Origin of the sequence: Klebsiella sp. JN_Kp122 (genome assembly GCF_040062085.1) — a bacterium.
In the GTDB taxonomy this organism is placed as follows: Bacteria; Pseudomonadota; Gammaproteobacteria; order Enterobacterales; family Enterobacteriaceae; genus Klebsiella; species Klebsiella aerogenes.
The window spans coordinates 28,558-42,803 of sequence record NZ_JBEAHW010000048.1; the positions used below are offsets into that span (position 1 = coordinate 28,558).

12 protein-coding genes are annotated in these 14,246 nt (G+C 34.6%); all 12 read left to right on the forward strand.

Annotation, left to right across the window (positions count from 1 at the left end):
* The 12 genes from ABLU78_RS22665 (at position 1) to ABLU78_RS22720 (ending at position 14,147) form a co-directional block, all read left to right on the forward strand.
* Positions 1–438: a protein-tyrosine-phosphatase gene (locus ABLU78_RS22665; RefSeq protein ID WP_047036447.1), complete on the forward strand. Its 438-nt coding sequence runs from the start codon at positions 1–3 to the stop codon at positions 436–438.
* Positions 439–452: 14 nt separating this feature from the next.
* A complete protein-coding gene (locus ABLU78_RS22670; protein WP_048229043.1) occupies positions 453–2,618 on the forward strand; it encodes a polysaccharide biosynthesis tyrosine autokinase in 2,166 nt (721 codons plus the stop codon).
* Between the two features lie 103 nt (positions 2,619–2,721).
* Entirely contained in the window at positions 2,722–3,711 is a 990-nt protein-coding gene (locus ABLU78_RS22675; protein WP_072060200.1) for a glycosyltransferase family 2 protein, read from the forward strand.
* Between the two features lie 9 nt (positions 3,712–3,720).
* Entirely contained in the window at positions 3,721–4,554 is an 834-nt protein-coding gene (locus ABLU78_RS22680; RefSeq protein ID WP_053040962.1) for a glycosyltransferase family 2 protein, read from the forward strand.
* Between the two features lie 39 nt (positions 4,555–4,593).
* Complete coding sequence (locus tag ABLU78_RS22685; RefSeq protein WP_072060199.1) at positions 4,594–5,850, forward strand: EpsG family protein; 1,257 nt, start codon at positions 4,594–4,596, stop codon at positions 5,848–5,850.
* Positions 5,851–5,896: 46 nt separating this feature from the next.
* Entirely contained in the window at positions 5,897–6,925 is a 1,029-nt protein-coding gene (locus ABLU78_RS22690) for a glycosyl hydrolase (protein WP_048229038.1), read from the forward strand.
* A 49-nt stretch (positions 6,926–6,974) separates the two neighbouring features.
* On the forward strand, positions 6,975–7,964 hold the full coding sequence (locus tag ABLU78_RS22695; protein WP_048229037.1) for a glycosyltransferase family 1 protein: 990 nt from the start codon (positions 6,975–6,977) through the stop codon (positions 7,962–7,964).
* 138 nt (positions 7,965–8,102) lie between these two features.
* Positions 8,103–9,257 carry a glycosyltransferase family 4 protein gene (locus ABLU78_RS22700; RefSeq protein ID WP_048229035.1) on the forward strand — a complete coding sequence of 385 codons (1,155 nt, stop codon included), beginning with the start codon at positions 8,103–8,105 and terminating at the stop codon, positions 9,255–9,257.
* Positions 9,258–9,332: 75 nt separating this feature from the next.
* Complete coding sequence (wcaJ, locus tag ABLU78_RS22705; protein WP_048229034.1) at positions 9,333–10,730, forward strand: undecaprenyl-phosphate glucose phosphotransferase; 1,398 nt, start codon at positions 9,333–9,335, stop codon at positions 10,728–10,730.
* Positions 10,731–10,786: 56 nt separating this feature from the next.
* Positions 10,787–12,106 carry a flippase gene (locus ABLU78_RS22710; protein WP_048229318.1) on the forward strand — a complete coding sequence of 440 codons (1,320 nt, stop codon included), beginning with the start codon at positions 10,787–10,789 and terminating at the stop codon, positions 12,104–12,106.
* A 5-nt stretch (positions 12,107–12,111) separates the two neighbouring features.
* Positions 12,112–13,272 carry a polysaccharide pyruvyl transferase family protein gene (locus ABLU78_RS22715; protein ID WP_047036461.1) on the forward strand — a complete coding sequence of 387 codons (1,161 nt, stop codon included), beginning with the start codon at positions 12,112–12,114 and terminating at the stop codon, positions 13,270–13,272.
* A 35-nt stretch (positions 13,273–13,307) separates the two neighbouring features.
* Positions 13,308–14,147, forward strand: coding sequence for a hypothetical protein (locus ABLU78_RS22720; protein ID WP_048229031.1), 840 nt, complete (start codon positions 13,308–13,310; stop codon positions 14,145–14,147).
* Positions 14,148–14,246: the final 99 nt, after the last annotated feature.

Here is a 14,246-nt window from a genome sequence, read left to right on the forward strand (position 1 = left end):
ATGTTTGATTCAATTTTAGTTGTGTGTACCGGTAACATTTGTCGTTCACCAATAGGTGAACGCTTTTTACGCAAATATTTAGTCGGTAAAAAAATTGACTCCGCTGGCACTGGTGCTTTGGTTAACCATGAAGCAGATTCCGCTGCAGTGAAGATTGCTTATCAACATGGCATTTCATTAGATGGGCACAAAGGCCAGCAATTTACCTCCGCTCTAGGACGCCAATATGATCTTATCTTAGTTATGGAAAAGTCACATATTGACCAAATTGGAAGAATTGCACCTGAAGCAAGAGGTAAAACGATGCTGTTTGGGCATTGGATAAATCAGAGAGAAATTCCCGATCCTTATCGGAAAAGTGATGAGGCGTTTGCATCTGTATATAAGTTAATTGAACAAGCCGGCCAGCACTGGGTTGATAAATTACGGGACAAATAATCAGGAAAACAGGCATGTCATCAGTAAAAACTAAACCAACTACCAAAGATGCAGATGAAATTGATTTAGGTCGACTGATCGGTGAGGTAATTGATCATCGGAAATTAATCATTTCAGTTGTTTCATTGTTTACACTGCTTTCTCTTGTTTATGCATTATTTGCAACCCCGGTATATCAGGCTGATGCGCTGATACAGGTTGAGCAAAAACAGGGGAACGCAATTCTAAGTAACCTGAGTCAAATTTTGCCGACAGGGCAAACGCAGTCAGCACCAGAAATAGCTCTCTTAAATTCAAGAATGATATTGGGTAAAACTGTAGATGATTTGAATTTACAAGCCATTGTTGAACAGGACTACTTCCCTATCTTAGGTAGAGGTTTTTCTAGATTACTTGGGGAGAAACCAGGGGTAATAACATTATCAAGATTATATATTACGAATAAAGATAATGATGAAACACCAAAATTTAAACTGAGAGTGGATGATGAGAAGAATTATACTATCATTGGCGATGAGTTTGAGTTGCGTGGTGAGGTCGGACAATTATTAAATGAACACGGGATTTCGGTAAAAGTAGAAAATATTAACGCTGAACCTGGCACTGTTTTTAATGTGGCATACGTAACACGTTTAAAAGCAATAACCACACTACAGAATCTGTTAAATGTATCCGATCAAGGTAAAGATACAGGCATATTAAACCTGTCGCTCACTGGCGATAACCCTGCGCTGATTAAAAATATTGTTGACAGTATAAGCAAAAATTATCTAGCTCAAAACATAGCACGGCAGGCGGCTCAAGATGCGAAAAGTTTAGATTTTTTATCCGAACAATTGCCAAAAGTACGCAGTGATTTAGATACTGCTGAAAACAAGTTAAATACGTATAGACGTAAAAATGACTCGGTAGATTTATCTCTGGAGGCAAAGTCAGTACTGGATCAGATCGTCAATGTAGATAATCAGTTAAATGAACTAACATTTCGTGAATCTGAAATATCACAGCTCTATACACAAGAACATCCAACATATAAGGCTCTGTTAGAAAAAAGAAAAACTTTACTTGATGAAAAAACAAAGCTAAATAAACGCGTAAGTGCAATGCCTGAAACTCAACAAGAAATACTTCGCTTAAGTAGAGATGTTGAGTCGGGTAGAGCGGTTTATATGCAATTGCTAAATCGCCAACAAGAGTTAAGTATCTCGAAATCGAGTGCAATCGGTAATGTCAGGATAATTGATGATGCAGTAACACAACCGATTCCGGTTAAACCTAAAAAAATGCTCATAGTATTGGCTGGTATACTATTTGGCGGTATGGCCTCGATCGGTATTGTATTTTTACGAGTATTCTTGCGTAAAGGAATTGAAAGTCCTGAACAGTTAGAGGAACTAGGGATAAATGTGTACGCAAGTATCCCAGTTTCAGAAGACTTCTCTAAAAGAACAAATAAAGCAGTAGGGCGGAAAAAGAACAACTCGGATGGAGAGTCTGGGTTACTGGCAATACAAAATCCTGCAGATCTAGCTATTGAAGCTATCCGTGGCCTGCGTACGAGTCTTCATTTTGCGATGATGGAAGCACGGAATAATGTATTAATGATTTCCGGAGCTAGCCCAAATGCAGGAAAAACGTTTGTAAGCTCAAATCTTGCGGCAATAGTTGCTCAGACAGGAAAAAAAGTACTATTTATAGATACTGATATGCGTAAAGGATATACACATAAAATATTTTCTGTTGGTAATGACAAAGGGCTTTCAGATTACTTGTCGGGAAAAAGTACGCTTGAGCAGTCGTTGAAGAAAATATCAGAAGCTGGATTTGACTATATTTCAAGGGGGATGGTACCACCTAACCCTGCCGAACTGTTGATGCACAAAAGATTTGGCGAGCTCATCTTATGGGCGAATAAAAATTACGATATTGTCATCCTTGATACGCCACCTATTTTAGCCGTAACGGATGCCGCTATAATTGGTAATTATGTAGGTACAACCCTCTTAATTGCACGTTTCGAATTGAATACTGCAAAAGAAATAGATGTTAGTGTTAGAAGATTCGAACAGAGTGGCGTATCTATTAAGGGATGTATATTGAATGGCGTGGTAAACAAAGCTAGTAGTTATTATAGCTATGGTTATAATCATTATGGATATTCTTACGGGAAGAAGGATTAATATAATCTCAATTTTTGTACGATGAATTTTTAGTCAAAATAAACTGTCTCTTTCTTTTATAATCCAAAGGAAGAGACAAGTTATAAGGTGCCATATAATTATCATGTCGATTGAACATATCTCAGGTAATCGAATTTATAATGCCAGTGTTTCTGTGGTGATTACATGCTTTAATGATTCGCCTGTTTTCACTCGTTGTCTTGAAAGTGTGCTTAATCAAACTGTTAAACCGCAAGAAATAATAGTAGTCGATGATTGCTCTAATGATTCTGAAAAAATAGAAGAAATAATCAATTCGTATAATGATAACACCATTATATACATTAGAAATGAGGTAAATAAGAATGGAGCATTTTCAAGAAACAGAGGGATGTCAATATCTACCTCGGATTATATTGCATTACTCGATGGTGATGATTACTGGAAAAAAAATCATATTAAACAAAATTTGATTTTTTTACAGAGTAAGAAAATAGATTTCACATATTCAGATGTCATAGAAATTCGGGCTAATGGTGAAGAAAAAATAAGGAAAGTTACCGACATAGCAACTTTAGAAAATAAGAATGACATTTTATTCTATTCACCACCACAAACAAACTCATTTTTCTTTAAAAAAACAGTCTATGATTTTGTAAAGTTTGATGAATCACTGAGGCGACATCAGGACTTTCAGTTTCTTATCACTGCTATAAACACACAAAATATAGAACTAGCGTATAATAACATTGCTACATCGTACTATTGTGAGTCACACAGACCAAGTGCTGCGAGAGTCGACTATGACTCTATCTTTCGGTTTTGGGACATACACTCTGAAAAGTTCACAAAGTTATTATTGAATCATTTTCTAAAGCAGCAATTACACAGTTGTATCGTAATTAAAAAAGGGGAAGGGATTATAGATTATCAAAAGAAATATGGTGTTTTAAATAACAATGACTTGCAAAATTCACTATATCTTAAATTAATCAATTTAATCGGTTGTACTAAAACTATATCTCGAATGGTTTTATATTTCTATTATCATCTGGTATATGGGAAACTAAGTTTCAATAAAAAGTTTGCATCTAAGCTTACGAATCAAATATGAAAGGTTAAAATGAAATTTTCGCTGATTGTCTGCACGTTAGGTCGTTTTGATGATATTGATGTGCTATTCGCATCATTTATAAAGCAGAAATATAAAGATTTTGAGGTTATTCTTGTTGATCAAAATGAAGATGGCTATCTGACGCCAATACTAAACAAGTATGAAGGAGCGTTTCCTCTTACTCATGTTAAAAGTCCTAAGGGATTGTCGATTGCACGAAATAATGGTATGAAATATGTTAACGGCGACATTGTGTGCTTTCCTGATGATGATTGCTATTACAGCGAAGATACCTTAGAAATAATAAAAAACTTTTTTATCGATAATCCAACTGTAAAAGGTGTTACTTCTGGGTATAAATCTAGCGATGGGCGTACTGGCCTGCACTCGCCTTGCAGAGCAAAGGAAATTACTAAAAACAATGTATGGAAATGTGCTATTTCATTTACTATTTTTGTGAGGAAAAGTGCTCTTAATTCTTTATCATATTATTTTGATGAGAGTTTAGGTGTAGGGGCAAATACCAAGTGGGGCGCTGGCGAAGAAACTGATTTCTTACTTAGGGTTATGATGAATAATAAGTTAGCCATGATCCCTGATGTTGGGATCTATCATCCAGTGAAAGAGGCATTCAGTGGAGGATATGATAAAAAAAGAGTGCAAAGTTATGCGCGGGGGATGGGGCGAGTATTAAGACTACGTAAATACAATAAAATATTAGTACTTGCTAGTTTTGCACTGACAACTCTTAAAATAATAAGAGGAATAGTTAAAAGAGATAAACAGATTATTCAGTTTTATAAAGATACGCTAGTCTATAGAGTTAAGGGGTATTTAGACTAATTCAAATGGTCAAGTGACTACTTTATCCGAGTTTTTAATATGCTAGAAGATAAAAATTATTACCACAATTCCTTTCAGAATAAATTATTTTACATATATAATTTAACCTTTTTATTTTTGGTTTTTTTTGGCGTTATGTTCAGCCCGCAAATATCATTTTGGGCATGTGTATTTTTACTGACAGGTGTTTTTTCTAGAGTAACATTTCTTCGGAAAACTATATTTATAATTGCAGTTTTTGCTATCTTGTATACGGCTGTTTCACGAGAGATAGGAGTTAGTAGGTTTGATGATTTGATTGGCACATATATGCCAATTTTGAATTCACAAAAAAAATATGGAACATTCGAAGCTTCAGGCTTGGGAATAGAAGTCGGTTTGGTAGTATATTTAAACACTTTAATGACATTTTTTAGTATTAATGATACTCGAATGTTATTATTTGTTTGCGTATGCTTCACGCTTTTCTTTTATACAGTATGGGTTTTCTTTTTTTATGAAAAAGAGTTCGACAGCAAGGAAAAGGGAATCGCGCTTGCTGTATTGTTGGCCTTTATACAGATAGGTCTACTAGCGCAAACTTTAAGGCAGGAAATGGCAACACCATTACTATTGATGGCCATTTTTTCGTGGGACAAACGTAGAATAGCAAGCCTCATAATATTAGGAGTTGCTGTCTTTATTCATAGTAGCTCATTAGTTCTTTTTCTTTTTTATATACTTTTCCCATCTCTTAGATTGTGGGGGAAGATAAGTATTTTTGTAGGTATGTTTATTTTTTCGTTTTGCATATCTGTGTTCCCTGGTTTAGTTATAAATTTCTTCAATGCCATTTACCTTCCATTTTTTGCAAAAAAAATACAGTATTATCTTAATACGAACAATTCAAGTATCATGGATGCGCTATCAGCAGGTAAGTTTTACTTAATTATTATATTCATAATGATAGCAAATAATCTTTTCCTAAAAAGAGAAGTTTTAAATTTTAATGAGTTTACAAAAAAAATATATGACTTCTGCTTGTGGGGAAGCATTTGTAACCTGACATTTGTCACTCTACCAAACGCCAGTCGGTTCTTCTTGGTTATACCTGGGTTCCTGATATATTATGTGTTTCTCCCCGTTAGTAAACGATATCCATTACAGTTCAAGTTTTTTATCATATTGTTTGCCTTGATTTCATTATTTGTTCCGCAACGATTATTTGGCGGCGGCACAGAAGGTTTTCAATTATGGAACGCCTATGATTGGATTGAATTAAATCCATTTTATTATATAACGGATGCATTAAATTAATACTAGCTTGTAGCAACAGCCATAGCGATATCGCACTGGAGAGATTATGCGTGCAGTAAATATTATTCTCTGTATATTTTTATTTATATCTAAATGCTATGCCGAATCTATGACCGTAGGTGTGGGTGTGCATCCCGTAACTTTTAATGGTACACCTGATAAACTAGTCGAACTATTAAAAGAATATAATATCGAATCTATACGAACGGATTATCCATGGCGTAATGTTGAAAAGGAAAAAAATAAATTTATTCCTGGAAACAAAAAGCTTGAGTCATTTATAAAAACAGCCTCAACGAATGGAATAAAACCTGTCCTTATATTAGACTACGGAAATCCCTTATATGAAAAAATGTCAGCATTTAACCCACAGGGGAAACCGACGTCTGATATAACCATCGACGCATTTGTAAGATATGCTGAGTGGACTACTGAACATTTTGGGAAAGAAGTTGGTGTATATGAAATTTGGAATGAATGGATTCAAGGGGCAGGGAAACTAAATAAAATAGAAGCTGTTGGGGAAGCATCAGCGCTAAATTATGCAAAATTGGTAGTCAGAACTTGTAATGCAATAAAAAAAATAGATAAGGATAAGAAAATAATAATTGGTTCAACTTCGGCCGCTAAACCATCAGAGATTAGGTGGTTGACTACGGTTTTAGCTCATGAAGGAGTATTGTCGTGTATAGATGGTATTTCACTTCATATATATGGATTTTCCGTTAATCAGAAACTTTCACCACAAAAAACTATTCTTCCTGTTATCGTATTACAAGATTATCTTAAGAAGAAATTTATGCTAAAAGAAGAACTACCATTTTATATAACTGAAATTGGAGTTCCTAGTGTTAGTGGTGCCTCCTATAATCAAATGGATATAGATAATTACTTTCGCTATATACTAGCTGAGTTCAGGAAATTGGATTATGTTAAAGGTATTTGGTGGTATGATTTTATAGACGATGGTAACGATAAAAAAAATAAAGAGCATAATTTTGGCATTTTGACTGATGAATTTAATGCGAAACCAATTGGTGATACAATTAAAGATATTAAATCCAAAGCTAATTAATGGTGCGTATTATTTATTTTTATTTACTTAATGGATTTAAGGAGACGTAATGGTTGCAAAAATATTGATAGACCCTAGATGGAAAAATGCAGGAGGAATTGGTACTTTCTATGAAGAGATCAATAAAATAAATAGATATGAGGAGTTTCCCTTTAAAGGAAATCCAGCATCTGCATTTGATACTCTCAACTTAAGTAAGGAGCTTTCTGCATTAAGAAACAGTGTCGTTTTTTTTCCTGGTTACATTCCACCCATAGCAAGTCGTGTTCCATATATTTTTACAATTCATGATTTAAACCACTTAGATCGTGAAGAGAATTCAAGTGTAGCCAAGAAAGTATTCTATAACACAGTAATAAAAAAAGGATGCAATAGTTCTGCATTTATTTTTACTGTATCAGATTTTTCACGAAGAAGAATTATAGAATGGTCAGGGGTAAATGAAAAGAAAGTGATCAATGTGGGAAATGGGGTATCTCAATCATTTACACCCGATGGTGAATTTTTAGATCTTGACTATGAATATTTCCTTTGTGTAAGTAATCGGAAAGCTCATAAAAATGAATTTGGAGTGATAAAATCGTTCTCTCTAGCTAATATAGATAGCAGAATAAAGCTAGTATTAACTGGTCGACCGACTGATGAACTCGAAACGCTGATCAATAGATTAGGAATTCAGGGGAGAATTATATTTACCGGATTTATCGACGCAAATGAATTACCTAAATTATATCGATCCGCTAAGGCATTAATTTTTCCATCCTTTTATGAAGGTTTCGGTTTGCCTGTAATAGAGGCTCAGGCTAGTGGCATACCAGTGATCACATCTAATAACACGTCATTAAGTGAAATATCTGGGGGAGCTTCAATTCTTGTTGAGCCAACAGAAATTAATGAAATTGTTGACGCCATAGAGCTAGTATGTGGAGACATTGAAGTCGTGAAACAAAAAATTAAATTAGGTCTCGAAAACGCTAAAAATTATAGTTGGACAAAAACAGCAAGTATTGTCGAACATTATATTAAAAAATTACTTTAGGTTATAATTGTATTTCAATATATCATTTTCGTGTGAATCATTTATTGTACTGTAAAAATCCGGGTGGGATTTTTATAGCTTTGTACAATGTAATATAATCATCATGTTATATAACAATAATGATTAAGGATTTCTGTTATGTCTGGAAAATATAATGTTGGAGTTGTAGCTGATTGGCTTGTTACTTACGCCGGTGCAGAGCGCGTTATTAAAGAGTTTATTGACCTATATCCAAATGCAGATTTATATTCAGTTGTTGATTTTCTTTCCGATGAATCCAGGTCTTTTTTTCATGAGAAAAAAGCGAAAACTACATTTATTCAGAATCTTCCATTTGCGAAAAGAAAATACCAAAAATATTTACCACTGATGCCATTGGCAATTGAGCAATTGGATTTGTCTTCACATGATTTAGTCCTGTCAAGCAGTCATGCAGTGGCAAAAGGGGTGTTAACCGGCCCAGATCAGCTTCATATTAGTTATGTCCATTCACCGATACGATATGCTTGGGATCTTCAGCATCAATATTTAGTCGAGGCTGGTTTAGATAAAGGTATGAAAGGCCTTATGGCAAAATGGATACTCCACAAAATGAGACTTTGGGATTATCGTACCGCAAATAGTGTTGATCACTTTATTGCAAATTCTAAATTTATAGCTCGTCGCATAAAGAAGGTGTACGGACGTGATGCTGATGTTATTTACCCTCCTGTAGATGTAGATCGTTTTTCCATTTGTGAAAATAAGGACGAGTATTATTTCACTGCATCCAGACTGGTTCCATATAAACGCATTGACCTTATCGTGGAAGCATTTAGCCAGATGCCAGATAAGAAACTTGTTGTGATTGGTGATGGGTCGGAAATGGCAAAAATAAAATCTAAAGCAAAAATGAACATAGAAATTCTTGGATATCAATCCAATGCGGTTATGGAAGAGTATATGCGTAAAGCAAAAGCTTTCGTTTTTGCAGCCGAAGAGGATTTTGGAATTACACCTGTAGAAGCACAGGCTTGTGGAACTCCAGTAATTGCCTTCGGTAAAGGTGGTGCACTTGAAACCGTCAGACCCCATGATGCTGAGCAGGCAACTGGAGTATTTTTCAACAAGCAAGACTTAAGTTCTGTCATTGATGCAGTCAGAAAATTTGAAAGTATCAGTAACTCCATTGAGCCGATAGCATGTCGAAATAATGCGTTACGATTTTCTAATGAAAGATTCAGAGACGAATTATCAAGTTATATAAATACTAAATGGTCTGCTTTTTATGATAATAGGAAAATCATATATTAATACTATTTAATGACTACTGGTGATGCTGGTGTACATACACTTCCCTACGCTAACCTGTTAATCAGAGTGAAAAGAATGATAACATTTCCACACAGAGCACGTGCGAACGCTAATGCATCTCTAATTTCGATGGTCCAACGGTTCTCAGATATACTTATTATTTTTATGGGATTGTATGCTATCTGCTACCTCCACAATATCCATTTCAATTATAATTATGTTTTGATTTTCTTAGCTGTATTAGTCATTTTCCAAATGATAGGGGGTATTACTGACTTTTATCGTTCATGGCGTGGAGTAAAAATATCAGCAGAATTAATTCTTATTTTAAAAAACTGGTCGCTTAGTTTATTCCTTACATTAGGATTGGTTTCATTCCTACCTGAACTTGGCATTACCAGTATAGTATTTATACAGTGGTATTTTCTTGTTATGGTTGGCTTTATTGTTTGCCGTTCCTCGATAAGACTGGGTTCCGGTATCCTAAGGAAATTAGGTTATAATACTCGAAATGTTGCTGTTGTAGGTACTTTACCTTCTGGCATTAATTTATTAAAAGGATTTATTGACGAACCATGGTTAGGATTCATTGTTAAAGGGGTATACGAAGATAGCATACCAGACGAGCTTGATGGAATTCCATATGGTGGGACACTTTCACAACTTATAAAAGACGCTCGCAACGGTAAATTAGATAGGATTTATATTGCTTTAAATATGAAAGACGAAGCAAAAATAAAAGAAGTTGTAGCTCAGTTAGCGGATACAACATGTTCTGTTCTTCTTATACCTGATTTGTTTACTTTTAATATACTTCAGTCAAGAACAGAAGAGATTAATGGGGTGCCGGTTGTTCCATTGTTTGATACACCACTCAATGGTATTAATATGGTATTTAAGCGCCTTGAGGATATAATTGTCGCATCAATTATATTAATTTTTATATCCCCTGTTCTTTTCGTAATCGCGATGGCGGTGAAGCTAACTTCACCAGGGCCGGTTATTTTCAGGCAAGTTCGGTATGGCATGGATGGTAAGCCGATAAAAGTATGGAAATTTAGGTCCATGACTGTAATGGAAAATGATGAGAAGGTGATTCAGGCAACTAAAAATGACGTGCGTATAACAAAAGTGGGTAAATTTCTCAGAAGTACATCTCTTGATGAGTTACCGCAGTTTTTTAATGTACTTTCAGGCCAAATGTCTGTAGTTGGTCCGCGACCGCATGCGGTTGCTCATAATGAGCAATATCGCAGCTTAATCAAGGGCTACATGCTGCGACATAAAGTTAAGCCAGGAATCACTGGATTGGCACAAATAAATGGCTGGCGTGGAGAAACAGATACTCTAGAAAAAATGGAAAAAAGGATTGAGTATGATCTTTTGTATATTCGTGGTTGGAGTATATGGTTGGATATTAAGATTATATTCATGACCTTCTTCAAAGGATTTATTAATAAGTCCGCATACTAATCTATGGCATGCATTCATTAGGAATGTTTTTACTACGAGGTGTTAACCAAACTGGAATGAACAAAATATCTAATCTTTTAAAAGAAAAATCATTTGGTAACATGATTTGGTTAATGTCAGATAGTATCCTCCGACTCGGGATGGGGTTTATTGTTAGCGTCTGGCTTGCCAGATACATGGGACCATCTGCATTTGGTGTATTTAATTACGCATATGCAATGATTGTCATTTATTCGGCTGTTGCTTCGCTTGGTATGAATGGGGTTGTTGTTAGAGAATTAATTAAGGGGAACGCTGATACTCGAACTATTCTAGGGACTTCATTTTTCTTGCAAGTAATGGGGAGTCTGTTATCAACTTCTTTAGTTGTGTTGACGGTATTAATGTTAAGGCCAAAGGATTATGATCTTTTGATTATACTTTTGTGTATGTTGCCTTCAGTGTTATTACGTTCATCAGATATTGTAAAGTATTGGTTTGAATCAATAATCTCATCTAAATATACTGTCTTGGCTCAGAATGTTGCATTCTTTATTAGCTCATTAATTAAGGTTTTAATTATAATATGTAAGGGCTCATATCTATTGATTGCAGCGACTGTATCAATTGAAGCTTTTATCGTTGCAATGCTATTGTTTTATTTCTATGTGTACAAAAAAAATGTATTAAATTGGAGAGTGAATTTCACAGAAGCCAAGCGATTATTGTCTATCAGTTGGCCATTGATTTTGTCTGGACTTGCATTAATGTTATATATGCGAATAGATCAGATTATGATTGGAAATATGATCGATGATGCTTCTGTTGGCATCTATTCTGTTGCCGTAAAAATGGTTGAGATTTGGTACTTCGTTCCAATTGCGATAGTATCCTCACTTTTCCCTAAGATAATAAAAGCTAAAGATGAGGACAATGAAGATAATTATAATAAAAAGCTTCAATTCTTATATGATTTACTGGTTGTTATTAGTGTTTGCATAGCAATTGTTGTGACTATATTTTCTGACTGGATTATAAGTTTTTGTTACGGGCCACATTATCATGAAGCTTCTTACTTGATAAAAATATATGCATGGGTTAGTGTTTTTTATTTCCTCAGCTCGGCAAGCGGCAGGTGGTATATAAATGAGGGGTTGCAGAAATATGCATTAAATAGAAATATTTTAGGCTTGGCTATTGCTATCGTACTAAATTACTTTCTTATTCCTAGCTACGGTGCTGCAGGATCTGTTTATGCTACTTTGATTGCTTATTCATGTGCTGGTTATTTTTTCGATTTCTTAAGTAAAAAAACACGCATTGCTTTTTATCAGAAATCGAAGTCTCTATGGGTTCCGGGTGCTTTATTGCGCATTAAGAAAAATTTTCAAGGATAATAATTATGAAACGTCAGGTTATTTTTTATGGAGCATTTGATCGCTATAATTATGGCGACAATTTGATGCCAATTTTGTTAAAGAAATATTTTGAAAAGTATCATCAAACCTTGGTTGAGGATATAGACTTTGTCTTTTCTTCTATCAAAAAATCTGATCTTAGTATATACAAGTGCATTCCCACTATTCCTATGTATGAATTACTGGAAGCCCCTGAAAATTCAACTGTTATTGTGGTGGGTGGTGAAGTTTTAGGCGCAACAGCTGGTATATTATTTACTCATGTACAAGACAATGCGTCTTTAAGGCAAGTTGTATTGTTAGTTAAAAGGTTGTCACCAAGACTACTTAATCGGATAGCGAAGATATTCTACAAGCCCGTATGGGATTATCCTTATGTTGTAAATAAAAGTAGTTATAAAAACCGAGTGAAGGTTGTGTATAATACAGTTGGCGGCAAACCTGATAAAACTCAATTCGAAGTTATTAAACAGGCTGACTATATTTCTTCCCGGGACGATAGAACTTATAATTATCTCAAGGATTGTGCATCCTCTCATTTAGTCCCCGACTCTGTATTAATGGCTTCCGGTGTCTTGGAACATGATTTTTTAATTTCAAATATCCGTTCAGAAATCAGAGAATTAACTTCCAATAACTATATAAGTGTCCAGGCTTGTCCTTATAAAGTTGGATTTACAGATGAGCAGTTGGCAGCTAAAATAGATGCCTTTATGGCAGTCGATAATACTAAAGTCATCCTTTTACCTATCGGTTACGCTAGTGGGCATGATGATGCGATATTCTTAAAAAATGTCAAGTCTCTATGTAAATCAGAGGTTTTGCTGCTTGATCAACTGAATGTCTGGGAAATTATGTTTATTATTTCTAGATCACAAGCATTCTTTGGCACAAGCTTGCATGGGGTTATTACCGCAATGTCTTTTGGAGTTGCTCATTTTTCACTTAATAGTGAAATTGAAAAATTAACTTCATTCCTGAATACATGGAGTGTTTATCCATTTAATCAACCAGTTGATGATGCTGATATATCTAATGCAGTAACTAAAGTTGAGAGTGAGCATTTGGAATCTCTTAAGGTTTCAGTTAGTAATGCTCAAGCTATAATATTTAAAAGTCTTAAAGATATTTCTTCAATTCTGTAATCATTTACTAATGTATAATAGTGCTGCGAGACTTTATGCCTAATAAAATCATATTTCTTATAGTATTATATAATAAAGTCGTTGAGGAGTCGACCACGGTAATAACTTTACTTGAGAGCGATATTACAAATGCAAAAATAATAATTCATAACAATGGGCCTGCAGAGGTTTTATTGTCCTCACACATTTTAAATGCTTTTAATGAAAAGCATATAAATGTAGAATTAGTTAATTGTGTGCAAAATAAACCCTTGAGCATTCTCTATAATCAATTTCTTTCTAGCAACCCAGATTATGACAAATATGTCTTGCTTGATGACGATTCAGTAATAACAAGAGAATATGTTGATCAACTTCATATGTCTGATTATGAGCTGCTCTTGCCAAGAATATCTTCAGTTCAGGATGGAACAATATACTATCCAATATTGAATGAGAGTGTTATTACTGGCGATAAGTTTCTTGCTACTAAAGGTCTTTTCTCTATTGGTTCAGGTCTTATTCTGACTAGTGGTTTTTTAGATAAATTTGTAAAAGTAAATTTTAAACCTTTTGATGAAAAGTTCGCATTATATGGTGTTGATTTTAGTCTTTTTAGACGAATGAATATATTATCAGAGCAAGGTGAGTTTTTTAAGGTCAAAACAGCAGGTGAAATAATTCATTCTTTATCAAGAACTGATGGGGTAGAGAGCAAATTTAGAAGGGAGGAACGGTTGATCGATTTTTCTTTAACAACCAGAAACTATCCATCGTATTATCAATGTTATATTTTTTTGAAACGTAGTATTAAAGAAATTCTATTCTTTAGGGTTAGGAATCTTTATGTCATGTATGATGCATTTCTTCATGGTTCACATCCTAGATGTCGTTAAAAATAATAGTCTACTGTACGGTCGTTAAATATAAATGTTTCATACAAAAATGTATGAACTCGAAGGCCCTTACAGCATAACATTTTGTATGGCGGTTAT